At 57.9% G+C, this 26,430-nt stretch carries 26 protein-coding genes and 1 pseudogene; 16 read left to right on the top strand and 11 right to left on the bottom strand.

What is annotated here, in order from left to right; genetic code table 11:
- From ACZ1HJ_RS01780 to ACZ1HJ_RS01740, 9 genes are all read left to right on the top strand, one after another.
- On the top strand, positions 1 to 618 hold the full coding sequence (locus ACZ1HJ_RS01780) for a LysE family translocator (RefSeq protein ID WP_472720658.1): 618 nt from the start codon (positions 1 to 3) through the stop codon (positions 616 to 618).
- A 1-nt stretch (position 619) separates the two neighbouring features.
- Positions 620 to 997, top strand: coding sequence for a GFA family protein (locus ACZ1HJ_RS01775; RefSeq protein ID WP_472720657.1), 378 nt, complete (start codon positions 620 to 622; stop codon positions 995 to 997).
- A gap of 70 nt (positions 998 to 1,067) precedes the next feature.
- Positions 1,068 to 3,512 (top strand): GcvT family protein, encoded by a 2,445-nt coding sequence (locus ACZ1HJ_RS01770; RefSeq protein WP_472720656.1) that lies wholly within the window; start codon positions 1,068 to 1,070, stop codon positions 3,510 to 3,512.
- Positions 3,509 to 4,135 carry a LysE family translocator gene (locus ACZ1HJ_RS01765; RefSeq protein WP_472720655.1) on the top strand — a complete coding sequence of 209 codons (627 nt, stop codon included), beginning with the start codon at positions 3,509 to 3,511 and terminating at the stop codon, positions 4,133 to 4,135. Before ACZ1HJ_RS01770 ends, ACZ1HJ_RS01765 begins: the two co-directional genes overlap by 4 nt.
- On the top strand, positions 4,132 to 5,199 hold the full coding sequence (locus ACZ1HJ_RS01760) for a zinc-binding dehydrogenase (RefSeq protein ID WP_472720654.1): 1,068 nt from the start codon (positions 4,132 to 4,134) through the stop codon (positions 5,197 to 5,199). Before ACZ1HJ_RS01765 ends, ACZ1HJ_RS01760 begins: the two co-directional genes overlap by 4 nt.
- A 20-nt stretch (positions 5,200 to 5,219) precedes the next feature.
- Positions 5,220 to 6,143 (top strand): homocysteine S-methyltransferase family protein, encoded by a 924-nt coding sequence (locus ACZ1HJ_RS01755; protein ID WP_472720653.1) that lies wholly within the window; start codon positions 5,220 to 5,222, stop codon positions 6,141 to 6,143.
- Positions 6,130 to 7,095: a GlxA family transcriptional regulator gene (locus ACZ1HJ_RS01750; protein WP_472720652.1), complete on the top strand. Its 966-nt coding sequence runs from the start codon at positions 6,130 to 6,132 to the stop codon at positions 7,093 to 7,095. The genes ACZ1HJ_RS01755 and ACZ1HJ_RS01750 overlap by 14 nt, the downstream gene beginning before the upstream one ends.
- A gap of 134 nt (positions 7,096 to 7,229) precedes the next feature.
- The gene (locus ACZ1HJ_RS01745) at positions 7,230 to 9,677 is read left to right on the top strand and encodes a GcvT family protein (protein WP_472720651.1); all 2,448 of its coding nucleotides are present in this window, start codon (positions 7,230 to 7,232) and stop codon (positions 9,675 to 9,677) included.
- Positions 9,678 to 9,786: 109 nt separating this feature from the next.
- On the top strand, positions 9,787 to 10,431 hold the full coding sequence (locus ACZ1HJ_RS01740; RefSeq protein WP_472720650.1) for an RluA family pseudouridine synthase: 645 nt from the start codon (positions 9,787 to 9,789) through the stop codon (positions 10,429 to 10,431).
- Between the two features lies 1 nt (position 10,432).
- Here ACZ1HJ_RS01740 and ACZ1HJ_RS01735 read toward each other — a convergent pair whose 3' ends face one another.
- Genes ACZ1HJ_RS01735 through ACZ1HJ_RS01720 form a run of 4 tightly spaced genes read right to left on the bottom strand, consistent with a single transcriptional unit; the run spans position 10,433 to position 14,565 of the window.
- Complete coding sequence (locus ACZ1HJ_RS01735; RefSeq protein WP_472720649.1) at positions 10,433 to 11,479, bottom strand: serine/threonine protein kinase; 1,047 nt, start codon at positions 11,477 to 11,479, stop codon at positions 10,433 to 10,435.
- 33 nt (positions 11,480 to 11,512) lie between these two features.
- On the bottom strand, positions 11,513 to 12,370 hold the full coding sequence (locus tag ACZ1HJ_RS01730) for an alpha-1,2-fucosyltransferase (RefSeq protein ID WP_472720648.1): 858 nt from the start codon (positions 12,368 to 12,370) through the stop codon (positions 11,513 to 11,515).
- A complete protein-coding gene (locus ACZ1HJ_RS01725; RefSeq protein ID WP_472720647.1) occupies positions 12,363 to 13,121 on the bottom strand; it encodes a glycosyltransferase family 25 protein in 759 nt (252 codons plus the stop codon). The genes ACZ1HJ_RS01730 and ACZ1HJ_RS01725 overlap by 8 nt, the downstream gene beginning before the upstream one ends.
- A 1-nt stretch (position 13,122) precedes the next feature.
- The gene (locus tag ACZ1HJ_RS01720; RefSeq protein ID WP_472720646.1) at positions 13,123 to 14,565 is read right to left on the bottom strand and encodes an aldehyde dehydrogenase family protein; all 1,443 of its coding nucleotides are present in this window, start codon (positions 14,563 to 14,565) and stop codon (positions 13,123 to 13,125) included.
- A 130-nt stretch (positions 14,566 to 14,695) separates the two neighbouring features.
- On the opposite strand from ACZ1HJ_RS01720, the gene ACZ1HJ_RS01715 reads away from it, so the two are divergent.
- A complete protein-coding gene (locus ACZ1HJ_RS01715) occupies positions 14,696 to 15,349 on the top strand; it encodes a peroxiredoxin (protein WP_472720645.1) in 654 nt (217 codons plus the stop codon).
- Positions 15,350 to 15,535: 186 nt separating this feature from the next.
- Entirely contained in the window at positions 15,536 to 16,309 is a 774-nt protein-coding gene (locus ACZ1HJ_RS01710) for a hypothetical protein (RefSeq protein ID WP_472720644.1), read from the top strand.
- Between the two features lie 26 nt (positions 16,310 to 16,335).
- Here the strand turns inward: ACZ1HJ_RS01710 and ACZ1HJ_RS01705 are convergent, their stop codons facing one another.
- From ACZ1HJ_RS01705 to msrB, 4 genes are read right to left on the bottom strand one after another with little or no spacing between them, the layout of a single operon-like run.
- Entirely contained in the window at positions 16,336 to 16,824 is a 489-nt protein-coding gene (locus ACZ1HJ_RS01705) for a peptide-methionine (S)-S-oxide reductase (RefSeq protein ID WP_472720643.1), read from the bottom strand.
- Entirely contained in the window at positions 16,815 to 17,333 is a 519-nt protein-coding gene (locus ACZ1HJ_RS01700; protein ID WP_472720642.1) for a peroxiredoxin family protein, read from the bottom strand. The genes ACZ1HJ_RS01705 and ACZ1HJ_RS01700 overlap by 10 nt, the downstream gene beginning before the upstream one ends.
- Entirely contained in the window at positions 17,320 to 17,826 is a 507-nt protein-coding gene (msrA, locus tag ACZ1HJ_RS01695) for a peptide-methionine (S)-S-oxide reductase MsrA (protein WP_472720641.1), read from the bottom strand. The genes ACZ1HJ_RS01700 and msrA overlap by 14 nt, the downstream gene beginning before the upstream one ends.
- Positions 17,826 to 18,269: a peptide-methionine (R)-S-oxide reductase MsrB gene (gene msrB, locus ACZ1HJ_RS01690; RefSeq protein WP_472720640.1), complete on the bottom strand. Its 444-nt coding sequence runs from the start codon at positions 18,267 to 18,269 to the stop codon at positions 17,826 to 17,828. Before msrB ends, msrA begins: the two co-directional genes overlap by 1 nt.
- Positions 18,270 to 18,449: 180 nt before the next feature.
- Between msrB and ACZ1HJ_RS01685 the strand changes: the two are divergent.
- Positions 18,450 to 19,483: pseudogene (locus tag ACZ1HJ_RS01685) on the top strand (succinylglutamate desuccinylase/aspartoacylase family protein).
- A gap of 20 nt (positions 19,484 to 19,503) precedes the next feature.
- Here ACZ1HJ_RS01685 and aqpZ read toward each other — a convergent pair.
- Complete coding sequence (aqpZ, locus tag ACZ1HJ_RS01680; RefSeq protein ID WP_472720639.1) at positions 19,504 to 20,193, bottom strand: aquaporin Z; 690 nt, start codon at positions 20,191 to 20,193, stop codon at positions 19,504 to 19,506.
- 113 nt (positions 20,194 to 20,306) lie between these two features.
- Entirely contained in the window at positions 20,307 to 20,969 is a 663-nt protein-coding gene (locus ACZ1HJ_RS01675) for a hypothetical protein (RefSeq protein WP_472720638.1), read from the bottom strand.
- Positions 20,970 to 21,226: 257 nt separating this feature from the next.
- Here ACZ1HJ_RS01675 and ACZ1HJ_RS01670 point away from each other — a divergent pair, with 257 nt between their 5' ends.
- The 4 genes from ACZ1HJ_RS01670 to ACZ1HJ_RS01655 are packed head-to-tail and all read left to right on the top strand — an operon-like array spanning position 21,227 to position 25,079.
- Entirely contained in the window at positions 21,227 to 22,090 is an 864-nt protein-coding gene (locus ACZ1HJ_RS01670; protein ID WP_472720637.1) for an FAD binding domain-containing protein, read from the top strand.
- A complete protein-coding gene (locus tag ACZ1HJ_RS01665) occupies positions 22,087 to 22,566 on the top strand; it encodes a (2Fe-2S)-binding protein (protein WP_472720636.1) in 480 nt (159 codons plus the stop codon). The genes ACZ1HJ_RS01670 and ACZ1HJ_RS01665 overlap by 4 nt, the downstream gene beginning before the upstream one ends.
- Positions 22,566 to 24,818, top strand: coding sequence for a xanthine dehydrogenase family protein molybdopterin-binding subunit (locus ACZ1HJ_RS01660; protein WP_472720635.1), 2,253 nt, complete (start codon positions 22,566 to 22,568; stop codon positions 24,816 to 24,818). The genes ACZ1HJ_RS01665 and ACZ1HJ_RS01660 overlap by 1 nt, the downstream gene beginning before the upstream one ends.
- 15 nt (positions 24,819 to 24,833) lie before the next feature.
- Positions 24,834 to 25,079, top strand: coding sequence for a MoaD/ThiS family protein (locus ACZ1HJ_RS01655; protein WP_472720634.1), 246 nt, complete (start codon positions 24,834 to 24,836; stop codon positions 25,077 to 25,079).
- Positions 25,080 to 25,103: 24 nt separating this feature from the next.
- Here the strand turns inward: ACZ1HJ_RS01655 and ACZ1HJ_RS01650 are convergent, their stop codons facing one another.
- Positions 25,104 to 26,429, bottom strand: a complete 1,326-nt coding sequence (locus tag ACZ1HJ_RS01650; RefSeq protein ID WP_472720633.1) for an HlyD family type I secretion periplasmic adaptor subunit — start codon at positions 26,427 to 26,429, stop codon at positions 25,104 to 25,106.
- Between the last annotated feature and the right edge of the window lies 1 nt (position 26,430).

The following is a 26,430-nucleotide window of genomic DNA, read 5'->3' as shown; positions in this document are numbered from 1 at the left end:
ATGAGTTGGGAGGGATGGACCATATTCGCGGTGTTCTGGGCGGTCTTTGTAATCACCCCGGGGCCAAATGCGGTCAACTGCATCACCAATGGCATGACCATCGGGTTTCGCCGGGGGCTGATTGCCGTGCTGGCGATCCTGGCGCAGGCCTGCCTCTTCCTGACGCTGTCGGCGCTTGGAATTACGGCGCTGATCGTGGCCTCTCCGGCCGCGTTTCAGATCCTGAAACTTCTGGGCGCGGCGTTCCTGATCTACATGGGCGTGCGCGGCTGGATCACCGCGCGCCGGATGGTGACAGTGGATGCGCCACAAGGGTCGGTTTTCTGGCGCGCCTTTGCGATTGCCACGATCAACCCGAAATCTGTCGCTGGTTATTTGGCCGCTTTCAGTCAGTTTGTTCAGCCAGATGTGCCGATCGGCACGCAGATGTGGGTGATCTTCCCCACGGCGCTGACGCTGACGGCGCTCAGCTACATCACGTACACGGCTTTGGGCGCCGGTTTGGGCCGCGCGGCGTTGGGGGCAGTTTTCAATGTCTGGCTGCGGCGGGTGCTGGCCTTGTGTTTCATCATCTACGGCGCGCTTCTGGGCACCGCCGCCACGCCTGGGAGGGCCTGATATGCAAACCGGATCATGCCTGTGCGGAGAGGTACGTTTTTCCATTGATGGGCCTTTGGGACGCGCCACCTCCTGCCATTGCAGCCAGTGCCGCAAGCAGTCGGGCCATTTCTGGGCCTCCTCCAGCGCCGCAGAAAAAGACATGCATGTTTCCGGCACGGTGAAGTGGTTTGAAGCCAGCGCATCGGCCAAACGCGGCTTCTGCCCGACCTGTGGCACCTTTCTGTTCTGGACGGCCCATGATGAAGACGAGATCAGCTTTTCGCTTGGCGCACTCGATGAGCCCACCGGCCTCAAGCTCGAAAGCCATATCTTCGTGGCTGACAAGGGCGACTATTACGAGATCAAGGATGGCTTGCCGCAACATGAAAAATCCTGAGGGCATCACCCGATGCCGTCACCCGAACAACTGAACACTGAATACGAACAACAAGAAACGGAGTCTGCAAATGGCTGATCTACCTTCAACCGCCCGCGTGGTCATCATCGGTGGCGGTGTCGTCGGCACCTCGACGCTTTATCATCTGGCCAAGGCCGGCTGGAAGGACTGCATCCTTCTGGAGAAGAACGAACTGACGGCCGGCTCCACCTGGCACGCGGCTGGCAACGTGCCGAATTTCGCGGGCTCCTGGGCCGTGATGAACATGCAGCGTTATTCCGCGTCGATGTACCGGACATTGGGTGAAGATGTTGATTACCCAATGAATTATCACGTCACCGGTGCGATCCGTCTGGCCCATAGCAAAGAGCGGATGCAGGAATTTGAACGCGTGGCCGGAATGGGCCGGTATCAGGGTCTGCAAATGGACATCTGCACGCCTGAAGAGCTGCAGCAGTACAACCCGTTCATGGAAACGCATGATCTGGAAGGTGGCCTTTGGGATCCGCTGGACGGCGATATCGACCCGGCTCAGTTGACCCAGGCACTGGCCAAAGGTGCCCGTGCGGCTGGTGGCCAGATCGAACGGTTCTGCCCGGTCACGGGGATCGACAAAGATGGCGACGAATGGATTGTCAAAACCGAAAAAGGTGAGATCAAGTGCGAGTATGTCGTCAACTGCGCGGGCTACTACGCGCAGCGCGTGGGCGAGATGTTCAAGCCATTCGGCGGGCGTACCGTGCCAATGGTTGTGATGTCGCACCAGTATTTCCTGACCGAGCCAATTGCCGAGCTGGAAGCCTGGACCAAGGAGAACGGCAAGAAGGTTGCGATGATCCGCGACGTGGACACGTCATACTATCTGCGTCAGGAGAAAAACGGTCTGAACCTTGGGCCGTATGAGCGGAACTGTAAGGCGCATTGGGTCACCCCCGAAGATCCGATGCCAGAGGATTTCAGTTTCCAGCTTTACCCCGACGACCTGGAGCGTCTGGAATGGTATATCGAGGACGCGATGGAGCGGATGCCGCTTCTTGGTGAGGCTGGTGTCGGTCGCAACATCAACGGCCCAATTCCTTATGCGCCTGATGGCCTGCCAATGATCGGCCCGATGCCCGGCGTTAAGAATGCCTTTGAAGGGCACAGCTTCACCTTCGGGATCGCCCAGGGTGGCGGTGCTGGTAAGGTGCTCAGCGAATGGATCATGCATGGCGAGACCGAGCATGACATGTGGGCCGTCGATCCGCGCCGGTACACCGATTACGCGGACCATGATTACTGCCTGCAGAAGGCGCTGGAGACTTACGGCCACGAATATGCGATGCATTTCCCGCATCACGAATGGCCTGCCGGTCGTGACAAGAAACACAGCCCCAATGACGCCAAGGTGCGGGAACTGGGCGGCGTGATGGGCACCTATAATGGCTGGGAGCGTGCCAACTGGTTCGCCAAGCCGGGCGATGACACATCTGAAGAAAGCACACAGACCTGGAACCGCAATGGCCCGTGGGAACAGCGCGTCAAGGAAGAGTGCGAAGCGGTCCGCGATGGTTGCGGCGTGCTTGACCTGCCGGGCTTCAGCCGTTTCTGGCTGCAAGGCGAGGGGGCCGATGAATGGCTGCGCGGTTTTGTGACCGGCGGTCTGCCCAAGATCGGGCGGATGAACCTCGTTTACGTCTCCGACAGCCGGGGCCGCATCCTGACGGAATTCTCGTGCATCCGTCTGGAAGAGGACAGTTTTGTTCTGATCACAGCGGCACCTGCGCAATGGCATGACGGTGATCTGCTGCGCCAAAACGTGCCGGATGGCGTGACGGTGAATGAGACAACGACCGAGCGGTCGGCGCTGATCGTCACCGGTCCGAAATCCCGCGATGTCCTGTCGGGTCTGACCGATGCGGATCTGTCCCTGGGCTGGTTGACCCATCAGCACGCTACCGTGGCCGGGCAAAAGGCGTTTCTGGCACGTGTGTCCTTCGCAGGAGAGCTAGGATGGGAGGTCCACGCCGAAAACGCCGTGATGCCTGCGATCTACGAAGCCGTTTTGGAAGCCGGCGCCACGCCATTTGGCATGTATGCGCTGAATTCTCTACGGATCGAAAAAGGGTATCGCGCGTGGAAGGGCGATCTGAGCACCGACTACACCCTGCTGGAAGGCGGGCATGAGCGTTTCGTGAAATTCGACAAACCGCAGGATTTCAAAGGCAAAGCCGCGCTGATGTCTGAAAAGCAGCAGGGCCGCAAGAAGGCGTTTTCGACGCTGATCATCGACGCTAAAGAGGCCGATGCGCCCTATATGTCGACGATCTGGGCCGGCGATGAGGTCGTGGGTGAAACCACCAGCGGCGCCTGGGGGCACCGGGTCAATGCCAGCATCGCACTGGCCATGATCCGCGCCGATCTGGCGGAGCCCGGTACCGAGTTGGAGGTGGAAATTTACGGCGAGCGGTGCAAGGCTGTTGTTCAGCAGGATCAGCCATTGTGGGATCCGCAGAACGAACGGATACGTGCTTGAGCATCGAAACCTACCTTATCTACCTAGGGGTTCTGGCGGCGTTTTTTGCGACGCCGCCAGATACCAGCCAACTTCTGATCATCTCCAACAGCCTGCGCCATGGGCTGCGCCGGTCCACGGCGACCATTGCGGGTGACCTCAGCGCCAATGCCGTCCAGATGACCCTGGCGGCATTTGGTTTGACAGCCCTTGTCGCCGCCTCTGCCAATGCGCTTTGGGTGGTGAAATGGTTGGGCGTTGCCTACCTCGTCTGGATCGGTTTGCGACTGATGTTCCAGACCGCCAAGGCAGAAAGCCCGGATGCCGCGCAGGGAGGCAAACTTTTCCGCCAAGGGTTTGTAACGTCATCCGCCAACCCCTATGCCGTGGTCTTTTTTGGCGCGTTGTTTCCGCAATTTATTGACCCTGCACTGCCGGTTCTGCCGCAGCTTTTGATCCTTGGCGTGACCTATCTGGTTGTGGACGGTGTGATCCTGTTGCTGTGGGGCTGGGCGGCGGTGCGCACCGTTGGGCGGGTCAAAAACCTGACAGGCGTCTGGATCAACCGGATCTCTGGCGCGCTGATGATTGGTGCGGCCGTATTGCTGGGCCTCAAGGACATCGCGCAAGAGCCAGCGAAATGATCCCGGCGCAGATGTCCGGTGTCTATCTGACCGGCCATGGCGGGCCGGAGGTGCTGGAATTTCGCGAGGATATCCCCGTGCCAACGCCCGGACCGGGCCAGGTGCTGGTCAAGGTTCTGGCCGCGGGAGTGAACAATACCGATATCAACACGCGCATCGGTTGGTATGCATCCGAAGTCACCACCGCGACCGAAGATGTTGGCGAGGATGCCAAGGTTGAAGCCGGAGGCTGGGACGGGGCGCTTGGATTTCCCCGCATTCAGGGTGGCGATATCTGTGGGCAGGTCGTGGCGCAGGGCGCGGGCGTGACAACCCCGGCGCTTGGCACGCGCGTCACCAGCCAGATCAATATTCCACGCCCCAAGACGGACAACCCGGTATCTTACATCGCGCTTGGTTCGGAAGTGGATGGCGCATTTGCGCAGTTTTGCCTGCTGGAGGCCGATGAGGTCTTTGACGTGAGCACCTCACCCCTGGGCGACGCAGAAATTGCCGCGATCCCCTGCGGCTACGGCACCGCTTGGAACCAATTGAAGCGCGCAGGCGTCGGGCAAGATCATCATGTGCTGATCACCGGTGCGTCAGGCGTGGTGGGCCTTGCGGCAGTGGAATTGGCCACGTTGCTGGGCGCGCGGGTCACAGGCATTGCGGCAGACGCCAAGGCGGCACGCGTCTACGAGGCCGGTGCCATAGATGTGCTGCCGCGCGGCGCGGATGTGGGGCAGGACCGGTTTGATGTGGTGATCGACGTCGTGGCGGGCGAAGCCTGGCCTGATCTGATCATGGCGCTGAAACCGGGCGGGCATTACGCGACATCCGGGGCCATTGCCGGACCGATGGTCGAGGCGGATCTGCGCAAGATTTACCTGCGGGACATCACGATCCACGGATGTTCCTTCATGTCGCGCGACGTGTTTGAGGGGCTGGTTGATCTGGCAATTGCGGGCAAAGTGAAACCGGTGATTGCCAAAACCTATCCCTTGCGGCACATCCACACGGCGCAGGAGGATTTCCAATCCAAGGCGCAGGCGGGCAAGCTGATATTGCTGCCCTGGGCCACGTGAGAATGAACTGAGGGAATACCATGGCGCAAATACACCTGCTGGATGGCTCGATTGGCCAGGAATTGATGAAACGTTCGGGCGACGTCCCGACAACGATCTGGTCTATCCAGGTGATGATGGATCATCCCGGCATGGTCGAAGCGGTGCATGACGCCTATTACCGTGCCGGGGCGACGATCGCCTCGACCAATACTTATTGTGTGCATCGCGACCGGTTAGAAAAGGTCAATCTTGATCCTGACCTGATGCCGGGATTGGTTGAAAATGCCCTGACCGAAATTGAGGCATCCCGTGCGACCCATAATGGTGCAGGCAGGATTGCCGGGACGATTGGCCCGCTGGAGGCCACCTATCGCCCGGACATCCGTATCGCGCCCGATGTGGCCGCGCCGCGGTTTGCTGAGATTGTCGAATTGCTACAGGATCGGGTCGATCTGATCCTGCTGGAATCTGTGGCGTCATTGGAACATGCCGAAGGCGCGCTGCAGGGTGCTGCCATGTCGACAAAGCCGGTTTGGATCGCGGTTACAGTGGATGATGAAGACGGTACGCGCCTGCGTTCTGGCGAAAGCTTGGACCTCTTGGAACCTCTGATTGCGAAACACGCGCCGGCGGCCGTTTTGATCAATTGTTCGCGCCCCGAAGTGATTGGTACAGCTTTGAAAAAAATAAAGAAGTTTGGACTGCCGTTTGGCGCCTATGCCAACGGGTTCACACAAATTTCCGAGGCTTATTTGCAGGATAGACCAACCGTTGATGCGCTGGAGGCGCGGGTTGATCTGACCCCATCTGCCTATGCGAAATTCGCGATGGAATGGGTTGGTCAGGGGGCCACGATTGTGGGGGTGCTGCGAAGTCGGGCCAGACCATATCGCGGAGCTGTCACAGCAAATTCAAGCAGCCGGGCACGATATTGTGTAGTATCGGACAATGGTAGAGGCTGACCCCAAACCTGTTCAATTCGATCTGTTGCTGACAGAGGGCTTTGTGCTGACTGAATATGCCGGGGTTGTCGACCAGTTGCGCCTGGCAAACCGACTGATGCTCAAACAGGTTTTTGCGTGGCGCAGCATGTCGGCTGGGGGAGGATTGGTTGCATCCCCGGCGGACGCGACGGTAAACACCGTCCCTTTCGAATCCTACCCGGAAGCAGATTACGTGTTTGTGCTGGGCAACGCGGATCCCGCCCATCCGGATTTGTCGATGGGCCGCGTCATAGATACCTATGTCAGCCGCGGCGCCACCGTGATTTTGCTGGCAGAAGCGGCCAGCCGGTACATCGGGGAACGCGGCGACAGCGGCATGACGACCCACTGGGAAAATCGGGCGATTTTGCAGGAAGAAATCGGGCTTGAGGAAACAACCCAGGTGCTTGCGACGGAACAAGGGCAGATCATTACCTGTGCGGGCATGGGATCGACCGTCGACGTGGTCCTGACATTGATGAGCCGACATATTCCTTCTGCCACCGTGACGGCGGTTGCGAATGTGCTCTTGCATGACCGCATTCGTGATCTGGGGACATTGCAGCCCTTTGGCGGCAGCACGGTATCGTTGACGGGCGACCGGGAACTGGATGACTGTATTGCCCTCATGCAGGCCAATATCGAAGAACCTTTGCCCATTTCCGAACTGGTCCGACTGGTCGGCGTTTCGTCCCGATCCCTCGAGCGGCGCTTCCGCGATAAACTGGCCAGCCGCCCGGCGGAATACTACCGGGCTCTGCGGCTTAACAAGGCCAACAACCTGCTCTTGAACACCTCTATGCCGATCAATGAAATCGCACTGGCCTGTGGATTCCCAAGTGGTTTCACGCCGCACTATCGTGGGCTGTTTGGCCTGACGCCGCAGGCGGTACGCAAACAGCGGCGTGGTGCCGGGTCCAAATCCGGCTGACATGCTGAAATATTTGGATTGCCTGACGGATCGCGCGGGGTAATCTCCTCCGGTAACAGTAGAATGATCCCAGCCAGATGGGTTTACCGCCGTCGCCCCGAGCGGCGTCGACAGAATTGACAGGAGACTTGGACATGGAACTTCCCTCGCAGGCGCGTGTGGTCATTATTGGTGGCGGTGTCATCGGGTGCTCTGTCGCATATCACCTGGCCAAGCTTGGTTGGAAAGACATTGTCTTGCTCGAGCGCAAGCAACTGACCTGTGGCACGACATGGCACGCGGCTGGCCTGATTGCGCAGCTGCGCGCGACGGCCAACATGACCAAGCTGGCGAAATACAGTCAGGAACTCTATGGCAACCTTGAAGCCGAGACTGGCGTTGCGACTGGATTCAAACGCTGTGGGTCGATCACTGTTGCGTTGACCGAAGAGCGCAAGGAAGAGATTTTCCGCCAGGCCGGTATGGCGCGCGCCTTTGGCGTTGAGGTTGAGGAAATCAGCCCGGCAGAGGTCAAAGAAAAGTACGAGCATCTGAATGTCGATGATGTGACCGCAGGGGTCTGGTTGCCGCTGGACGGGCAGGGTGATCCGGCCAACATCGCCCTGGCGTTGGCCAAGGGCGCCCGCCAGAACGGTGCAACCGTCAAAGAACGCGTCAAGGTCACCGGGATTGCCAAGGATGGCCGCCGTGTGACCGGTGTGGATTGGGCCAGTGACGATGGTAAAGCCCAAGGTCATATCAAATGCGACATGATCGTAAACTGTGCGGGCATGTGGGGCCACGAAGTGGGCCGTATGGCCGGGGTGAACGTACCCCTGCACGCGTGTGAGCACTTCTACATTGTGACGGAAGCAATTGAGGGCATGAAACAGCTGCCAGTGCTGCGGGTGCCGGATGAATGCGCGTATTACAAGGAAGATGCGGGCAAAATGCTTTTGGGTGCGTTTGAGCCGGTGTCAAAACCATGGGGTATGAATGGTATCCCGGACAGTTTTGAATTTGATCAGCTGCCCGAAGATTTTGATCACTTTGAACCCATCCTTGAAGCAGCCTGTGAACGTATGCCGCTTTTGGCGGAGGCTGGCATTCATACCTTCTTCAACGGTCCTGAGAGCTTTACGCCCGATGACGCATATCACCTCGGGCTGGCGCCTGAAATGGACAATGTCTGGGTCGCCGCGGGCTTCAATTCTGTCGGGATTCAATCTGCAGGCGGCGCGGGTCAAGCGCTGTCGCAATGGATGGATGCGGGTGAAAAACCGTTCGATCTGGGCGATGTCGATATCAGTCGGATGCAGCCTTTCCAGGGCAACAAGCACTATCTTTTCGAACGTTCGAAAGAAACGCTTGGCCTGCTCTATGCGGATCACTTCCCTTACTTGCAAAAACGCACGGCTCGCGGAGTGCGCCGCACGCCGTTCCACCATCACTTGCTGGAACAAGGCGCGGTCATGGGTGAGATTGCGGGCTGGGAACGGGCCAACTGGTTTGCCAACGAAGGCCAGGAGCGCGCGTATGAATACACATGGAAGCGCCAGAACTGGTTCGACAACGCAGCGGCAGAGCATAACGCGATCCGCACGGGCGTGGGCATGTACGACATGTCCTCCTTTGGCAAAATCCGGGTCGAAGGGCCGGATGCCGAAGCGTTCATGAACTACGTGGGCGGCGGCGATTACTCCGTGCCCAATGGCAAGATCGTTTATACGCAGTTCCTGAACAACACGGGCGGGATCGAGGCGGATGTGACCGTCACGCGCCTGACCGAAACCTCATATCTGGTGGTGACCCCTGCCGCGACGCGACAGGCAGACCAGACCTGGATGATGCGCCATAAGGGCGATTTCAACGTGGTCATCACCGATGTGACGGCAGGCGAAGGCGTGTTGGCCGTGATGGGGCCCAAGGCGCGCGAGGTGCTGCAGGCCGCATCCCCGAATGATTTCAGCAATGACGTAAACCCCTTTGGCACGGCGCAGGAGATTGAGCTGGGCTTTGGCAGGGCTCGCGTTCACCGTGTGACCTATGTGGGTGAGCTGGGTTGGGAGGTCTATGTCGGCTCGGACATGGCCGGGCATGCGTTTGAAGTGCTGCATGAAGCCGGGCAGGCGCATGGCATGAAGCTTTGCGGTATGCACATGATGGACAGCTGCCGGATTGAGAAGGGCTTCCGCCACTTTGGCCATGACATCACCTGCGAAGACCATGTGCTGGAGGCGGGCTTGGGCTTTGCCGTGAAGACCGCCAAGCCGGACTTCATTGGCCGTGATGCGGTGCTGCGCAAAAAGGAAACGGGTCTTGAAAACCGGATGCTGCAATTCAAGCTGACCGATCCCGAGCCACTCTTGTACCACAACGAGCCGGTGATCCGGGATGGTGAAATCGTGGGATATCTGTCGTCGGGCAGCTACGGCCATCACCTTGGGGCCGCGATGGGCCTGGGATATGTGCCGTGCAAAGGGGAAACACCGGATCAGGTTCTGGCATCCACCTATGAGATCGACGTGGCAGGCACACGGGTCACAGCTGAGGCGAGCCTGCGCCCGATGTATGACCCCAAGGGCGAGCGCGCCAAGGCATAAAGGTGATCTGATTGTGCGGGCCCTTGGCCCGCGCCTGATGTCTCGTCGTCTGCCTCCGGCAGTCTCCTCGGGGTTGGCGCTTGGAGACAGGTTGGTGTAAGCGGCTGATATGTCAGATTATGCGCCCCCTGATACGCCATTGGATGTGTTGCACGAAGACCATGAGATTGTCGTTGTGAACAAACCCGAGGGGCTGCTTTCGGTGCCTGGTAAGGGCGCACATCTGGCTGATTGCTTGCTCACCCGCGTTCAGGAGGCCTTCCCGACCGCTCTTTTGGTTCATCGCTTGGATCGGGATACATCAGGTGTGATGGTGTTCGGATTGACACCCTATGCGCAGCGGCATCTGGGCCTGCAGTTTGAAAAGCGCATGACAAAAAAGACATATGTTGCAAGGGTCTACGGTGAGTTGCAGCCCAAGATAGGCGTTGTTGACTTGCCGCTGATCGTGGATTGGCCCAACCGGCCTTTGCAAAAGGTATGTCACGAAACCGGCAAACCCGCGGAGACCGGTTGGCGGGTGATGCGGGCGGGTAACGGTGAAAGCCGCGTCAAACTGAGCCCAAAGACCGGGCGGAGCCATCAATTGCGGGTGCATATGCTGGCCCTGGGGCATCCCATTTTGGGCGATCCGCTTTACGCAACTGGTGCTGCGGCCGCGCATCCGCGGTTGATGCTGCATTCGCAGGAATTGCGGCTCAAACATCCGGATGGGGGTCGCGGCATGTCATTCAAGGCACCGGTGCCGTTCTAATTCAGGCCCGCAAGACGCGATCTGTCAGGTTTAGGCGTTCACTGATGATGGGTTTGAGGGATTTGGCAAGCGCTGGATCGTCCGCTTGCAGCAGTTCCAGTTCATCCAGGCGATTGGTGGCGATCAGATTGAGCGCGTCATCGCGCAGGTGCCCGTCGGAGGTGCGGGGCAGGGATGAAACGGGTTGGATCAATTCCGGTTTCGGGTCAGGAACAAGCGCGCGAAGTTCCTCCATACCGAGAGAGGTTTCGACGAATGCATAGAGGCCGACACCTTTGGCTGGCAAGGCATAGGTGTGCAGCGCCACATCGTGGATATCGGGATGATCTGCCAGCGCCGCGATCAAGGCGGGGCCATCGCGGCTGATCCGATCCTCTGTTCCTTCGCCATCTGACCAGTTCATCAGGCGCCTTGTGATGAAATTGTAGAGCCGTTTTCCCGTAGCCATCCAGATGCGGGCGGGCAGCGCCTTGGTGGCCAGCATCCGGTGTTCGGACGGCGTCAGCAGGTCAGGCGCATATGCCCGCTTTTGTTTCAGCAAATGCCGCAGATCTTCACGCGCCATGACCCGAAACAGGGTGCCCTTGCGCCGGTGAACGGAGGCCAGTTGAAAATCAATCACCGCCGCGCGCCCATCGGGCGTCATCAGCCAGTTTTGCGGTTTGGCGATGTCATTATGCGTGACACCGGCACGTCGCATTTGCCGCAACAGGCGTTTGGCGTCGATATACCACGCCGCTTCGGTCGGTTTTGCCAGTTGAAGCGGCGTGCCCTGGGTCCAGCTGCGCAGGAGGCCGGTCTTGTCGACACGGACCAAAACGGGCGCACCCTCAATGCCTTGGACTGCCCGTAACCCTTTGATTTCCTTTCGCGCCAGAAACCATGCGATGGGCCGGGCATAGATTGGAACGCCGTCCAGTTTGCGCAAAACCACAGGGAAATCATCGATCCCGTCTAACGTGCCGGAAATGGTTTCGGAAAATATATCGCGCTTGTGCACGGTCTCGGGCACAAAAAGCGCATTGGCGATATCATGATCCGTCGTCATGGCTGATGTCTTAAAGGGTTTGACGGGGGCACACTAGAGCCGCAACCAATCCTCGGGGCAGATATCCGGGTTTTTCAGGGCATCCTTTGCAAACCATTCCTTGGGTGCAACCACGCGTTTTTCAGCGTACGAATTCAGCCATGCTCCCCACCACGAAAAGGTGGAGTTGGCAATGACATTGTGGGCGCAGAGCGACATCAGATGCAGGTCGAAATGGCCTGTCTTTTCATCGTTCAGATCAACGAAAACCGTTTCCTGCCCCAGATCCAGATTTTCGCGCGCCCAGGCCGGGTCATTCGAGATCACGAAACAGGTCAGGTGGGTTCCGAGTGTTTGTGCCAACAAGTCCGTCGCCGCACGGTAGTAAGCGGGTGAGCAGGCGGCGTAACTGCCAGAGGCAATGTAGTCACCGCGCCGGACATGAAGCGCTACCGGCATGTGCGCCTTTGCGATCTCGGTGGCCATTGCGGCGTTTGCGGGGTTCAGCTCCGTTGTAAATTGCAGATCCCGGCGCAGCTCATTCATGATTGGTGCGAAGTATTTCTGGGACTGCCAGTAGCCGTGCAAATACGTGCCAGACCCAAGCTCGAAAAAAGCCGGATCAAAGCCGAGGTCCTGCTCGCGGTGAAACCTTGGATCGCGGCCAAATTTGCGCCAGAGGCCGTATTTGATCGCGCCATCAGACTTAGAAGGGGGCAAAGGAGCGTCGCGGATAAAGCGGGCGTTGGCAAAATGCTCAAAACAATCCCCGCGGTCCGCGCTGTCGGCGACGTAACGCGTATCAAGCACCAGATCGCAACCGAGATGGTCCGCCAATGCCCGACCCGCAGCATATTGAAAAAGCTGGTTGCCCGCACCGCCGAAGAGGCGCGAAATGATACGGTCAGCCATGCAATCCGCCTTCTGCAGGTGCCGCGCTGTGGTGAGACAAACGTTTGACCGCACTGCGATATCTGCCCCGTGAAAATTCGCGGCGCAGCTTTTCCATTAGTGGTTTCTTGCCGCCCTGAATGGTTGATCCATCAAGAGTTTCGCCGATCTCCAACACGCCCGATGGCGTGATCGATGCGGGTCGAAGACCTGTGTGCCAATGGCTTTGAACAAACGTATCCACGGGCCGGTCTATGGTTTGCGATTTGTCCAGCAAGTGTCGCGCGGCCGTCTGGCTGACCATCTGTGCCGTGGTGCGCAAGCCGCCCTGTTCCGGCACCACAAGCGCGCATCCACCAGCGCTATCGATCAATGTGCTTGGTCCGGCGAGGTGTCGTGTTTGAAATTGGATATATCCTAATTTTTCAATATGTTGGCTGGCCAAATCAAGCGCGCTGTCGAATTGAGTCATATCCAGTCCGGCATCGTCTTCGATGATAAAGGCGGCGGGCAATTCACGGCGGACAATTTCAGCCCACATCTGCCGATGGCTCAGGAAACACCCGATTTCACCCGGCTTTAAAGTGAAGGGATAGGCCGGTTCGAAGACCTGTTTCCGCACAAGGGCACTAAGGTCCGAAGATGCCAATGTCGACCCGTCAACAGCCGGCCATATTTCACTGGCCAGACCGCAAGTTTCTCTCAGCGTTTGCGCATTCTCCCGGCGCTGATCGGCGCGAAGCAGGTGCAGGACAAAGGCGCAAAGCTGCATCTCAAGCGCCCGGTGTCCACCCGGAGACGGCTTTGACTTCGACAAAGTCTTCAATGCCCCATGTGCCGCCTTCGCGCCCGTTACCGGATTGCTTCATGCCGCCAAAGGGAGATCCGGCGGAGCGTCCCTGACCGTTCATTTCAACCATCCCGGACCGAAGCGCGCGGGCCAGCCGGTTGGCGCGGGCCGGGTCCGACGTCTGGACGTAGTTTGTCAGACCGTAAGGTGTGTCATTGGCAATCTGAATCCCGTCTTCTTCGCTATCAAAGGCCATGATCGACAGGACAGGGCCAAAAATCTCTTCCTGGGCGATGGTCATATCGGGGGTGACATCGGCAAAAACCGTTGGTTTCACATAAAAACCGCGGTTCAGGCCGTCGGGCCGCCCCGTGCCGCCAGCGACCAATCTGGCGCCCTCATCGATGCCCTTTTGGATCAATGCCTGGATTTTGTTGAATTGCACCTCGTTCACGACGGGGCCCATATGCCGCCCTTCGTCATGCGCTGATCCTACGGATACCTTGCCTGCGACCTCTGCCGCGGTTTCAACCGCCTGATCGTAGATGTCGCGCTCTACCAACATGCGCGTCGGCGCATTGCATGATTGTCCGGTATTGTTCATGCAGTGCAAAACGCCGCGTTTGACGGCTTTTTCATCGGCGTCTGCAAAAATGAGGTTCGCCCCTTTGCCCCCCAGTTCAAGACTGACACGTTTGAGTGTATCAGCCGCAGACTTGGAAATGAGTTTGCCCGCACGGGACGAGCCAGTGAAACTGACCATGTCCACATCCGGATGGGCGGTTAGTTGGCTGCCAACACCGGCGCCATCGCCGTTGATCAAGTTGAAAACACCGGGTGGTATGTCCGCGGCGTCGACGATCTCGGCAAAGAGAGTGGCATTCAACGGGGATTCTTCTGATGGTTTCAGGACCATCGTACAGCCGGCGATCATCGCGGCGATAACCTTGAGCGTGACCTGATTCATTGGCCAGTTCCACGGTGTGATCAATGCGCAGACGCCCACCGCTTCGTGGATGATCCGGTCATTTGGCGCGTGTTCACCCAATGGTGCATCAAAGGCGAAGGATTTGGCCGCTGTAATGAAGTTCGAGATATGCCATGTTCCGGATGTCACCTGCTGCTGGCGCGCCATATCAATCGGGGCACCCATTTCCAGACTGATGGCTTGCGCCATATCCTCGGCACGGGCTTCGTAGGCGGCAAGGATGCGTTCTGCCGCCGCGATACGATCGGCAGGCGGGGTGTTCATCCAGCCGGGCAATGCGGCTTTGGCCGCTGCCACAGCCGCATCTGTGTCGGCCTGTCCACCCAGGGAAATGACCGCACAGGGCTCTTCGGTGCTGGGGTCAATGACGTGATGATCATTGGCGGTGACCGGCGCCACCCATGTGCCATTGATGTAGAAATTTCTTTTCTCGATCATGGTTGACCTCCGTGAATTTCGCGGCACTGTGTCAGGGGACAGCGGAAGCTTCAAGATGGCAGTTTTAAAGTTCTGCACTGTTTGTTGATTAATCGCGACTGTATTGAAAACGTCGAAAAGGGAAAATGACATGGGACTTAGAATTAACGACACGGTACCGAATTTCACGGCCGAGACCGATCAGGGCACAATCACCTTTCATGACTGGATCGGGGACAGCTGGGCGATCCTGTTTTCGCACCCCAAAGACTTCACGCCGGTCTGCACAACCGAATTTGGCGCCGTGGCGCGGCTAAGTGCCGAATGGGAGAAGCGCGGCACCAAGGTCATCGGTGTGTCGGTGGACGGGGTTGAGGATCACAAGAAGTGGAAGGGTGATATCGAGACCGTGGCCGGTGCCAAAGCCGGTTTTCCGATAATCGCGGATGAAGGTCTGGCCGTGTCCAAGGCCTTCGATATGCTGCCAGCCGAAGCCTATATGCCCGATGGCCGAACTCCCGCCGACAGCGCTACGGTGCGCAGCGTGTTCATCATCGGCCCGGATAAGCAATTGAAGCTGAATATGACCTACCCAATGACCGTGGGCCGTAATTTCGGCGAAGTTCTTCGGGCGCTTGATGCTTTACAAACCTCGACGGGTAAAGGTGTGGCGACACCTGCGGATTGGCAGATGGGCGAAGACGTGATCATCCCGCCGACCGTGTCGAACGAGGACGCCAAGGCCAAGTTCGGGGAGTTCGAGACAGTGCTGCCCTACCTACGGAAGACCAAAATGCCAGGCTGACCTTTTGCGATTGCGAGAGCATTTTCTGACAGCGTGATCTGCAGCTTCAATGCTGCAGGTCACTGCACTACAAATATTTGACGAGTAACTTGGCAATTGAACCAAACCTTGCCTTAAAGACGTCTTTTTGTCGTCGCACGGGCAGGCTAGCAGATAACGTGAAACCAGTTCGCTTAAAGTTTTAAAATGGTCCATGCTATATTCTGCGTCAGCCCTGGCCGCAGCGGGTCACATTACCTGTCCGGGCTTTTTGACGGCGCGACAAACTGTATTAGCCATCATGAGGTTAAACCACATGGGTTCGGAGAACCTTTGCGGCGGTATCAGCGTGGCGATGCGGGGCCGATGCGCGACGTTGCCCTACATGTCGCGGAAGCAGTTAGAAAAGCGTCGGATCAGGGACTGATTTACGCCGACACAACGCATTGTTTCGTCAAGGGTTTCGCATGGCCATTGATGGAACATCTCGACCCATCTGACATCGGTGTGGTCGTTCTGCGCCGCGATAAAGAGGCGGTGGTGAACAGCACCCTGCGCGCGGGCTCAGGTCCCCTGGCAAAACTCGGGCGTCGATACATTCTGACGCCCGACATCGCAGCACCGATAAACGGGCCTCCCGGATTTATGGGGTTGCCGGGTGCTGCCGGGTATTCTCTTGCCCGCGCGGTGCAATCCGGTGTGGCAAAGTTGAGCCAAATTGGCAAAAGAATGGGTCTTGATACAGAAGAGCCTGCCCTGTTCCCCGGGTATCAAAGAGCTGCTGTGTCGTGGTATTGGGATGAAACTTATGCGCTTGGTGAGGCATTTCGCCAGAAATACCCTGAATGCAAATTTTTTGAGACCACGACGGATGATCTGAACCGCCCTGAGCGGGTGAAGGAACTCTTCGATTTCTTTGGGTTGGTGCCCGGTCAGGACTTGCTCGATAAGGTTGGCGTGCCGACAAATTTGAAACTGTGACAGAACCCAATCTCTCTACGCAGGGGTCATTCCCCGAGAAGATGCGAGAATTCTGCTCTCAATAGATCCAGTTTTGGATCGATGTAGCGCGCACAAAAGGGCCCTTCTGCATGTTTCAGGTGGTAATTCTGAAATTGTGCGTCCGATGGCTTGAACGCTTCAAAATGCAGCACTCGGGTTACCAGTGGCGTATCAAACCCGGATTGTAAGGCCTGCAGGGCGTTGTCAGCGTCCATGGCCTGTTCTTCGGATACGGTGTAAATGGCGCTCCGATATTTGCCGCGCATTTTGTGATTGGACGTGCTGGCATGGGTTCGCAAGTGCACTTCGATCAATGCCTCAAGGGGCGTCAACGCAGGATCAAAGAGCAGATCAATGGCCTCTGACCACGTGTCATCCGGAGCACGGGCGCGTGCAAAACCTTGATCAACGTGTTCAACGCCGCGCAAAGACGCAAACACCGCTTCGGTACACCAGTGGCAGCCGCCGCCAAAGCCGACCCTGATCAGGCCCATTGATCGGGCACGTTCTGACCAAGAGCTGACAGAAACCGTTTCGGATCGAGGTGAAAATCGGCGTAACTTACCTGCCCCGACGGATCAATTACGGTGATCCAGGGCGTGCCACCGGTTTCGTAATCCTGCATGAAACTCGATATGCCAGCGCCGTCGGGTTGCACGTCATGCCCGAAAGGAATGCCAAGGCCGTAGCGCTCTTGGGTTGGGCGCAGACGATCGAAGGTGTTTTCCTCAAACCCCTCGAAAACCGACTGGATCACGGCGAATTCAAACCCCTTTCCGGCCAGCGTTTTGTGCAAAAACTGCAGCGCTGGAAAGCCATGAGAGTGACAGCCGGGGCACCAGTGCTGAAAACAATAGATCACCTTGAAACCATCACCCAGATCGGCCAGCCGAAGAGGGTTCTCCATCGGCTCACCTGATCCGTCGATCCAATGGGCCACGCGCAACTCAGGCGCGGGTTGGCCCAGCAAACCGTGCGCTATGGCGCTGTTACTCGGCCGCATCGCGCTTGGGCAAACGCCACCCGGGTCGCACAAAGTGGCAAGTATATCCGTTGGGGATACGCTGCAGGTAATCCTGATGCTCGGGTTCAGCCTCCCAGAAATCACCCACGGGCTCCAATTCTGTGACCACCCGACCGGGCCAGAGCCCGCTGGCATTTACGTCGGCGATCGTGTCTTCGGCCACGGCCTTTTGCACATCATCGACATAATAAATCGCGGACCGGTAGGACATGCCCCGATCATTGCCCTGTTGGTTGGGTGTGGTGGGATCGTGGATCTGAAAGAAAAACTCGAGAAGCTCGCGAAAACTGATGGTTTCCGGCTCAAAGTTGATCTCAATCCCCTCGGCATGGGTGCCGTGGTTGCGATAGGTGGCATTGGGCACATCGCCGCCGGTGTAACCGACACGGGTCGCTGTCACGCCGGGAAGCTTGCGGATCAGATCCTGCATGCCCCAGAAACAGCCACCTGCCAAAACAGCACGTTCGCTCATCAGATATCCTCCACTTGGTTTAAGTATTCGCCATAGCCTTCTGCTTCCATCTCATTGCGATGGACGAACCGCAGGCTGGCGGAGTTGATGCAGTAGCGCAAACCACCCCGATCGCGGGGGCCGTCGGGAAAGACATGGCCCAGATGGCTGTCGCCATGGGTCGAGCGCACCTCAGTGCGCACCATGCCAAGGGTGGTATCGCTTAACTCGTTGATATGCGCGGGTTCGATGGGCTTGGTGAAGCTGGGCCATCCGCAGCCGCTTTCATATTTGTCGGACGAGGCAAACAGTGGCTCTCCCGAGACGATATCCACATAGATACCAGGCTCTTTGTTGGCCAGAAGCTTGCCTGTGCCGGGACGCTCGGTGCCGGATTCCTGTGTGACCCGGTATTCTTCCGGGCTGAGACGGGAAATCGCGTCGGGGTCTTTGGTGTAGGTCATGGCAACATCCTCACGTTCATTTACTTGCTCTTAAGATGGCGCGTTGGCGCGTGATTTCCAAGTCTTGGCGGGTTGCTGGTCACCAGAGCGTGAAGTGATGAAAGAATGCGGTTGGCGGGCGTTGATGGACAGGCCGATGGATTTTGCCTATCGGTGAGCAAAACAACTGGGACAGCAGCGATGGCAATGCGCGAACCATTCAAAATCAACGGTACAGAAGTTGCGCCCGGCACGCGCCGTACGGTGGACGTGCCCGTGAGCACATTGTCGGATCACACGCCGGTCAACTTATCGGTGCATGTGATCCATGGGCGCAAACCCGGACCGGTCATGTTTGTCTCTGCGGCCATCCATGGGGACGAGGTCATCGGCGTGGAAATCGTGCGCCGCCTTTTGCGGGCAGATGCGCTGAAAACGATGGCGGGGACGTTACTGGCAGTGCCGATTGTCAACACGTTCGGGTTTCTCAACAACGCAAGATATCTGCCGGATCGGCGCGATTTGAACCGATGTTTTCCGGGGCAGGCCGAAGGATCAATGGCCTCGCGTTTGGCACATATTTTCATGACCGAAGTTGTGGCGCGGTCAGATGTAGGAATTGATCTGCATTCCGCCGCCATCCATCGCACTAATATGCCGCAGCTGCGTCTGACACCCGGCAATGACCGCCTGCGTGATCTGGGTCAGGCCTTTGGTGCGCCTGTCATGATGCATTCGAAGCTGCGTGATGGCTCTTTGCGTATGGCCGCCGAAGAAATGGGCGTTGATGTGCTTCTGTACGAAGGTGGTGAAGGCCTTCGGTTTGATGAGTTGGCGGCGCGGGCCGGTGTCAGCGGCATTTTGCGCGTGATGCGGCATCTGGCCATGATCCCGGCCAAGGGTGTGCCAAAGATGCGAGGCACGCCTGTATTCTGCGGCGCGTCCAGTTGGTACCGTGCGCCTGCCGGGGGCTGTTCCGGGGCTATCTGACAATTGGCGATACGGTCACGCCAGGAACCATTCTGGGCGCGGTCACGGATCCCTTTGGGGAGGTCGAGACCGAAGTCAGCGCTGATGTCGAAGGCATTGTGATCGGGCGGACAAACATGCCGGTTGTTTATGAAGGTGAGGCCATGTTTCACATCGCAGAAACGTCCCGGGCTGATGATGCCGCTGATGGCGTGACAGCCCATATCGAGGCTGCACCGCTTTATGACGAGGACGAGATCATCTGATCCCGTCCCCGTGATTTCGTTTAGTCGGCCACGTCTGCGTCCAGCAAGCCGGACTTGAATACGATGCCGGCCAGAACGCCGCCGATGATTGGCGCGACGATAAAGAGCCACAGCTGTGCCAATGCGCCACCGCCTGCAAAGAGTGCGGGGCCAATGGAGCGCGCCGGGTTCACGGAAACACCGGTCACGTTGATGCCCACCAGATGGATCACAACCAATGCCAGGCCAATTGCCAGACCGGCCATGGCCGATGGTGTGCCTGCGCCTGTTGCACCAAGAATGACGGTCACAAAGAGGAACGTCGCAACCAGTTCAAACAGGAAGGCGGCCATCATGGTGTATTCACCCAGATACCCCGCGCCCCAACCGTTTTGGCCCAGTCCGTTTTCGGCAACGGAGTAATCTGCCTTACCGCTGGCGATCATCAAAAGAACAAGGGCACCGGCAATCGCACCAGCGACTTGTGCGATGATGTATTGCACTGCCTCACCCATATCCATCCGGCCTGCGGCAACCGCGCCTAGAGAAACCGCCGGGTTGATGTGGCAGCCCGATACCGGGCCAATTCCGTAGGCCATGCCGATAAGGGCAAGGCCGAAAGCAAAACTGATGCCCATAAGGCCAATATCGGCCCCGGCAATTACCGCAGAGCCACACCCCAGCAATACCAATGTGAACGTGCCGATGAACTCGGCGACCATTTTCTTCATCTTCTGTCTCCTCTTGCGGGCTGAAAGCGCCCGGTTCTGATGGGAGACATCAACAGGTTTACCGCCCCGCGGGTCACGGGGAAAATTTGACGGATAACGTCGTCTGTGTGCGTTTAGGTGACGTGCTCGCGATTTTGCGGCGAGAGAAATATCGAGACGACCAGCAAGCCGAAAACGAGCTCATATACCTCCCATTTCCGTTCCACGCTGATGGCGGCGATGATCACACTGCCAAGTAGGGCAAGTGCGGCATGACGCAGGCCAGGGACGGGAATAGCGAACCGGTTCGCGATCTGTTCGATCACGCCTGAGCGCGGATAAAGAAGAGGAAGAACAACGAGGTAGAGCAAAATCACAGTCGTCAGAACAGGGCCAAACAGATGTTTGGTCAACGCTACGCCCCCGATTTCGATGTTGTGCAGGTTGGTTTCATCTTGACGGTTGATGTCTTTCATGGCCTCGCTGGTTTCCCAGCCAAAGATCCGCTGCCCCCAAGAAATCTCCTCACCTGCGCCGAAGAAAAACAAAAGCGCGTAGAAAAAAGTCAATCCAACCGCCAGTTTTGTGGCGCGGCCTTTCATCGACAAGGCGTTTTTGATCAGGATCAGGCAGGCCACAAACAGGGCGATCGCCGTGCCGTATTCTGCGAAACCATCCTCGGCGGCGAATTTGAAAGTAAAATATTGCTTATCCCACAGATAGATACCAACAGTCAGCATCAACACCGTTATGATCGTCGACATAAGTGCGCGGTCGATTTTTTCCAGCGTTTCCATGGGGGCTTTCTGTGCGTGTCTTGAACCTGTCACGATCAGATATGCGAGACGGCCCGTGGCATCAAGATGTATCACGGCGGCGTCGGTGCCTGCGCAATAAACGGCGCTGTCAGACCAGTCCGCAAACTCGCGCAATCTACACAGGTTTAGAACAGGGGCGATTTCGCGCGGTGCGACAAGAAACTTGCTTGTCATCCAACCCGTCATGCGATGTAGTCCGCAAGTAAGAGCCCATTCAATTTTGACGGAGGCGTATCATGCAATATCTGGCCCCAACGACAGTTGATGAAGCTGTCAGCGCATTGGCGGAACATTCCGGCGACTGCAGAATTTTAGCTGGCGGTACCGACCTGCTGGTGCGGATGAGATCGGATATGGCCGATCCTGACACGGTCGTGGATCTCAAGCGCATTGATGCGCTTGGCCAGATCACTCAAAGCGACGATGGGTGGCGTATTGGCGCGGCGGTATCCGGCGCCCAGATGGGGGAACACACGGATCTGGTTGCGGATTGGCCCGGTGTTGTCGAAGCCACGAACCTGATCGGCTCTACGCAAATTCAGGGACGCTGCACCATGGCGGGAAACCTGTGTAATGCATCGCCCGCCGCGGATAGCGTGCCAGCAATGGTCGCGGCCAACGCCATGGCGCATATCGCGGGACCGAAGGGAACGCGCGTTGTACCGGTTCAGGACATTCCGACGGCGCCCGGGAAAACATCGCTGACCAAAGGTGAACTGATCGAGGCAATCGTTTTGCCACCGCGTCCGGACAGATCATCGGATGCGTATTTGCGCTTCATTCCGCGCACCGAAATGGACATTGCTGTCGTGGGGTGTGCCGTGTCTGTGACGTTGGATGCAAATGGCACCTGCACAGACGCGCGTTTGGCCTTGGGGGCTGTAGGGCCCACGGTATTGCTGGTCGACGACGCGGCCAATGCCATTATCGGCACCACATTGGACGATGCCGCGCTTGATGCGTTGGCGGCCGCCTGTTCGGCCGCAGCGTCACCAATTGATGACAAACGCGGTACTGTTGATTTCCGCATCCATGTGGCCGGTGTTTTGGGACGACGTGCCGCCATTATTGCCAAGAACCGCGCTGGAGGTGCAGCATGAGCAAGATCCATGTGACGACGTCGATCAACGGCGATCCTACAGAATTCCTGTGTGAGGCGGATGAAACGCTGCTGGATGCATTGCGCGACCGTCTGGGCATGACCGGCGCCAAGGAAGGCTGCGGCACGGGCGATTGTGGGGCATGTTCCGTCACGGTGAACGGTCGGCTTGTATGTTCCTGCCTTGTTTTGGGCGCGGAGGCCGAAGGGTGCGAGATCGGTACCATCGAAGGCATGGCGGAAGGTGAAAACCTGCACCCTCTGCAACGCAAATTCATTGAACATGCGGCCCTTCAGTGCGGCATCTGCACACCGGGTCTCCTGGTGGCGGCAAAATCACTTTTGGAAATAAACCCGGATCCGACGGAGGAAGAAACACGCTATTGGTTGGCGGGCAATCTTTGTCGCTGCACGGGGTATGATAAGATTATTCGGGCCGTAATGGACGCGGCGCAGGAAATGCGGGAGGCCTCCTGATGGCACTTGATGACAAACAGCTTTATCAAACACGCGAATTCAAAGTCGTCGGGACGCGGGTCAAGCGACCTGACGGGATTGACAAGGTAACGGGCAAGGCGCGTTTTGGCGCGGATATCAGCGCGCCGGGTATGTTGATCGCGCGGGTGCTGCGGTCACCCCACGCCCATGCGCGGATCAAATCCATCGATACGTCGGCTGCCGAGGCGTTGCCCGGTGTGCATGCTGTCGTTACGCGCGCGGATTTTAATGAGATCACCGATGATGACTTCACCGCTGACATTCTTGACAACTGCATGGCGGGCGACAAGGCCATGTATGACGGCCATGCGGTCGCCGGTGTCGCGGCCAATGATGCGGCGGTTGCCAAGAAAGCGCTGAAGCTGATCAAGGTTGACTACGATGTGTTGCCCCATGTCACGGATGTGGACGCAGCGATGGAAAAAGATGCGCCCGTTTTGCATGAAGGTCGGGCGAACGAAACGGTTCCTGCGGGCATGTCGGCCAACGTTTTGGCGCGCTATGAGTTTGGCCACGGTGATGTCGAGGCGGGTTTGGCCAAGGCCGACCGCGTGCTGGAACGCACCTACCGGACCGAGGCGACACACCAGGGTTATATAGAGCCTCACGCCTGTCTGGCGTCAATGAGTCCCGATGGGCAGGCCGATTTGTGGTGTTGCACGCAAGGGCACTACATGGTGCGTAACGTTTGCGCGGCGATCATGGGCATGGAACAGGGCCAGTTGCGCGTGACCGCGTCGGAAATTGGTGGCGGTTTCGGTGGCAAAACCACTGTGTTCCTGGAGCCTGTTGCGCTGGCGCTGTCCAAGAAAACCGGACGTCCCGTCAAGATGGTGATGAGCCGCTCGGAGGTGCTGCGCGCCACGGGACCGACCGCGTCAAGCTCGATTGATGTGCGCATTGGCATGACTAAGGACGGCCAGATCACCGCTGCGAGCGCTGAGCTTCGATATCAGGGCGGGGCGTATCCTGGCTCGCCCGTCGAATTCGGATCGATGTCGGCATTTGCGCCCTATGATCTTGAAAACGTTAAGACAATCGGCTGGGATGTGGTCACGAACCGACCCAAACAGGCAGCATATCGTGCGCCCGGCGCGCCAATGGCAGCCTTTGCCGTGGAGAGTGCGATTGACGAACTGGCCAAAGGATTTGATCTTGATCCTTTGGCGGTACGTCTGAAAAATGCGGCCCGCGAAGGGACAAAGGCGTCTTACGGCCCGACTTTCCCAGCGATCGGGCTCGAGGCCACGCTGCGGGCGGCCAAAGACCATCCCCATTGGAAAGCACCATTGGGTGAAAATCAGGGGCGCGGCGTTGCATGTGGCTTCTGGTTCAACTTTGGCGGTGATACATGCGTGACCCTGAACATCACGCCGGATGGCACCGTGACCGTATCCGAGGGCAACCCGGATATTGGCGGATCGCGCGCATCGATGTCGATGATGGCGGCCGAAGAATTGGGCATTCCCTACGAACAGGTTCGCACCATTGTGGCGGATACCGGATCATTGGGCCAAAACGAGGTCACGGATGGCAGCCGGGTCACATTTGCTGTTGGTCTCGCCACGATCGAATCCGCACGGGCCGCCAAACGTGAAATGTGTAAACGCGCAGCGATGGTTTGGGGCATCGAAGAGGATGCGGTGAAGTGGGAAGACGGTGCGGCGCATCCAGCCGGCCCCAATGCGGGTAAGCATCCCCCTATGACGCTAAAGGACATTGCCGCTGTTGCCTCAAACACCGGAGGGCCAATTGCCGGTCACCACGAGGCGAACCCTGAGGGTGCGGGCGTGAGCTTTGCGACCCATATGGTTGATACGGAAGTTGATCCCGATACCGGTGCCGTCAAAATCCTGCGCTACACAGTGTTCCAGGATGCGGGCAAGGCAGTACATCCTGACTATGTCGAAGGGCAGTTTCAGGGGGGTGCGGTGCAGGGCATCGGCTGGGCCTTGAACGAGGAATACATCTACGGTGATGACGGTATCCTGCAAAACGCCGGGTTCTTGGACTACCGTATCCCCGTAGCGTCGGATCTGCCGATGATCGACACGGTTATTTTGGAAATCCCCAATCCCGGTCACCCCTACGGCGTGCGCGGTGTGGGGGAGACGTCTATCGTCCCGCCATTGGCAGCGGTTGCCAACGCGGTTTCCGAAGCCGCTGGGGTGCGTTTGACGGCGCTGCCGATGTCGCCGCCTAAAGTTCTGGACGCAGTGCAGAAAAGCTGAGGAAAGGTGCCAGCGATGGTCCAGGTTAAGATTTGGGGATCGCTGGCGGCCATGACGGACGCGCAGACCGAAGTTGAGATCGACGCCAGTACGCTGCGTGAGCTTTTGGATGGACTGGCCGGGAAGTATCCCGGCCTGCGTCCTCAGTTGGATCGTGGCGTGTCGGTCGCCATCGACGGGCGCATCTATAACGACAGCTGGTTCACGCCGATCAAGCCGGACAGCGAAGTTGTTTTATTGGCACGCCTGAAGGGCGGTTAGCGGCGCCGCACACCAGGTGATGTGCTATCTTTCGCCGAACGCATCTTGCAACGAGCGGTTTATCGGTTTCAGAAGATACGCCAATACAGTTCTTTCATCGGTCACGATTTCTGCTGATGCCCCCATTCCGGCGTGCAATTGACGTTGCCAGACACCCTGACCGATTGACCCGCTGTCGAGTGCGACGGTTGCGCGAAAATGTCCCATCCCCGTGGCTTCATCAATTACCGAGGTGGGCGAGATGCTGGCGATGTTTCCGTTCACTTGACCAAATCGCCGGGCATCAAAAGTGTCGAATTTCAAACCGACGCTGTCCCCGCGTTTGATATGGCCAATGTCGACAGGATCGATTTCCAAGTGTGCGACCAATTGCGGTCCGGTGGGCATCAATTCGAACAAAGTGGTGCCTGCCGCGATCACTTCGCCCTTGTTTGGATAGCCGACAGCGTGAATGTAACCGGGCTCGGGCGCGCGAATCCGGAGGGCGTCTCGCCGTGCCGTCAAAGCCTCCAGCTGGCCGGTCAGAATGTCGATGCGGTCCTGCAGTTCGAAGACTTCCTTGTTGGCGGTCTCAAGCAACGCAATCCGGTTTTGGTCCATTGCGGCCTGCGTACTGGCCATGTCCTTTCCGGCTTGCGCCAGTCGTATCTCAATCTCGATCAGATTGGCTTGCAATTGATCCAGCCCGTCTCGCTGATTGTCCAAATCGCGCCGCGGCGTCAGGCCATTTTTGAAAAGCGAAGTGGCATGGGCGACCCGCTCATGGCGGCTTTGAACCCGTTGCGTTGTTAGCTCGTAGGCGTTCATCAGGGTGGCGCGTGTTTTTTTGTGATGCTTCAACAGGGTTAACTGTACGTTTTGTTGGGCATTAAATAGGTCCAACTGCGCGGTTGCATAGGTCATATCGATCCCGTCGGTTGCCGCGTTCGCCTGAATGTAGAGCGCCTCGCCATGTTGCGTGGCCCCGATGATTGCCCGCAAATTTTTGAGCCGCGTTTGCAAGGAAAACATTTCTTGCTGAACATCCGCAAGCGACTGGTCCAGTTCCGCCGACGCTAATTCTGCGAGCACTTGACCTCTTTCAACGATATGCCCTTCGTCGACCAGCACCGTGACAACGATGCCTTGTTCGGGCGCTTGCACCTGTTGCGAAAGGCCTACCGGTACCAATTCGCCCTTGGCGCGGACCAGTTCGGGAACCGTTGTCGCGGTTGCCAACCAAATGGCTCCGATTATGAAGCATGTAATGGTCGTGACCACGATTTTTGCAGTTGCTGCACCCCGTTGTGCCGCACGGTTTTCAGCCTTAGCGAAGACGCCTGGTTTTGAGGAGTTGGATGGGTGTGCCATT

This window comes from Roseovarius sp. JB2-10 (assembly GCF_055693585.1).
This window is presented reverse-complemented; position numbering and strand designations above follow the sequence as displayed.

Bases quoted from the DNA above. Each gene is read 5' to 3' on its own strand.
- ACZ1HJ_RS01780 (WP_472720658.1), top strand. From the start codon at position 1: ATGAGTTGGGAGGGATGGACCATATTCGCGGTGTTCTGGGCGGTCTTT.
- ACZ1HJ_RS01775 (WP_472720657.1), top strand. From the start codon at position 620: ATGCAAACCGGATCATGCCTGTGCGGAGAGGTACGTTTTTCCATTGAT.
- ACZ1HJ_RS01770 (WP_472720656.1), top strand. From the start codon at position 1,068: ATGGCTGATCTACCTTCAACCGCCCGCGTGGTCATCATCGGTGGCGGT.
- ACZ1HJ_RS01760 (WP_472720654.1), top strand. From the start codon at position 4,132: ATGATCCCGGCGCAGATGTCCGGTGTCTATCTGACCGGCCATGGCGGG.
- ACZ1HJ_RS01755 (WP_472720653.1), top strand. From the start codon at position 5,220: ATGGCGCAAATACACCTGCTGGATGGCTCGATTGGCCAGGAATTGATG.
- ACZ1HJ_RS01750 (WP_472720652.1), top strand. From the start codon at position 6,130: ATGGTAGAGGCTGACCCCAAACCTGTTCAATTCGATCTGTTGCTGACA.
- ACZ1HJ_RS01745 (WP_472720651.1), top strand. From the start codon at position 7,230: ATGGAACTTCCCTCGCAGGCGCGTGTGGTCATTATTGGTGGCGGTGTC.
- ACZ1HJ_RS01740 (WP_472720650.1), top strand. From the start codon at position 9,787: ATGTCAGATTATGCGCCCCCTGATACGCCATTGGATGTGTTGCACGAA.
- ACZ1HJ_RS01735 (WP_472720649.1), bottom strand. From the start codon at position 11,479: ATGACGACGGATCATGATATCGCCAATGCGCTTTTTGTGCCCGAGACC.
- ACZ1HJ_RS01730 (WP_472720648.1), bottom strand. From the start codon at position 12,370: ATGGCTGACCGTATCATTTCGCGCCTCTTCGGCGGTGCGGGCAACCAG.
- ACZ1HJ_RS01725 (WP_472720647.1), bottom strand. From the start codon at position 13,121: ATGCAGCTTTGCGCCTTTGTCCTGCACCTGCTTCGCGCCGATCAGCGC.
- ACZ1HJ_RS01720 (WP_472720646.1), bottom strand. From the start codon at position 14,565: ATGATCGAGAAAAGAAATTTCTACATCAATGGCACATGGGTGGCGCCG.
- ACZ1HJ_RS01715 (WP_472720645.1), top strand. From the start codon at position 14,696: ATGGGACTTAGAATTAACGACACGGTACCGAATTTCACGGCCGAGACC.
- ACZ1HJ_RS01710 (WP_472720644.1), top strand. From the start codon at position 15,536: ATGGTCCATGCTATATTCTGCGTCAGCCCTGGCCGCAGCGGGTCACAT.
- ACZ1HJ_RS01705 (WP_472720643.1), bottom strand. From the start codon at position 16,824: ATGGGCCTGATCAGGGTCGGCTTTGGCGGCGGCTGCCACTGGTGTACC.
- ACZ1HJ_RS01700 (WP_472720642.1), bottom strand. From the start codon at position 17,333: ATGCGGCCGAGTAACAGCGCCATAGCGCACGGTTTGCTGGGCCAACCC.
- msrA (WP_472720641.1), bottom strand. From the start codon at position 17,826: ATGAGCGAACGTGCTGTTTTGGCAGGTGGCTGTTTCTGGGGCATGCAG.
- msrB (WP_472720640.1), bottom strand. From the start codon at position 18,269: ATGACCTACACCAAAGACCCCGACGCGATTTCCCGTCTCAGCCCGGAA.
- aqpZ (WP_472720639.1), bottom strand. From the start codon at position 20,193: ATGAAGAAAATGGTCGCCGAGTTCATCGGCACGTTCACATTGGTATTG.
- ACZ1HJ_RS01675 (WP_472720638.1), bottom strand. From the start codon at position 20,969: ATGGAAACGCTGGAAAAAATCGACCGCGCACTTATGTCGACGATCATA.
- ACZ1HJ_RS01670 (WP_472720637.1), top strand. From the start codon at position 21,227: ATGCAATATCTGGCCCCAACGACAGTTGATGAAGCTGTCAGCGCATTG.
- ACZ1HJ_RS01665 (WP_472720636.1), top strand. From the start codon at position 22,087: ATGAGCAAGATCCATGTGACGACGTCGATCAACGGCGATCCTACAGAA.
- ACZ1HJ_RS01660 (WP_472720635.1), top strand. From the start codon at position 22,566: ATGGCACTTGATGACAAACAGCTTTATCAAACACGCGAATTCAAAGTC.
- ACZ1HJ_RS01655 (WP_472720634.1), top strand. From the start codon at position 24,834: ATGGTCCAGGTTAAGATTTGGGGATCGCTGGCGGCCATGACGGACGCG.
- ACZ1HJ_RS01650 (WP_472720633.1), bottom strand. From the start codon at position 26,429: ATGGCACACCCATCCAACTCCTCAAAACCAGGCGTCTTCGCTAAGGCT.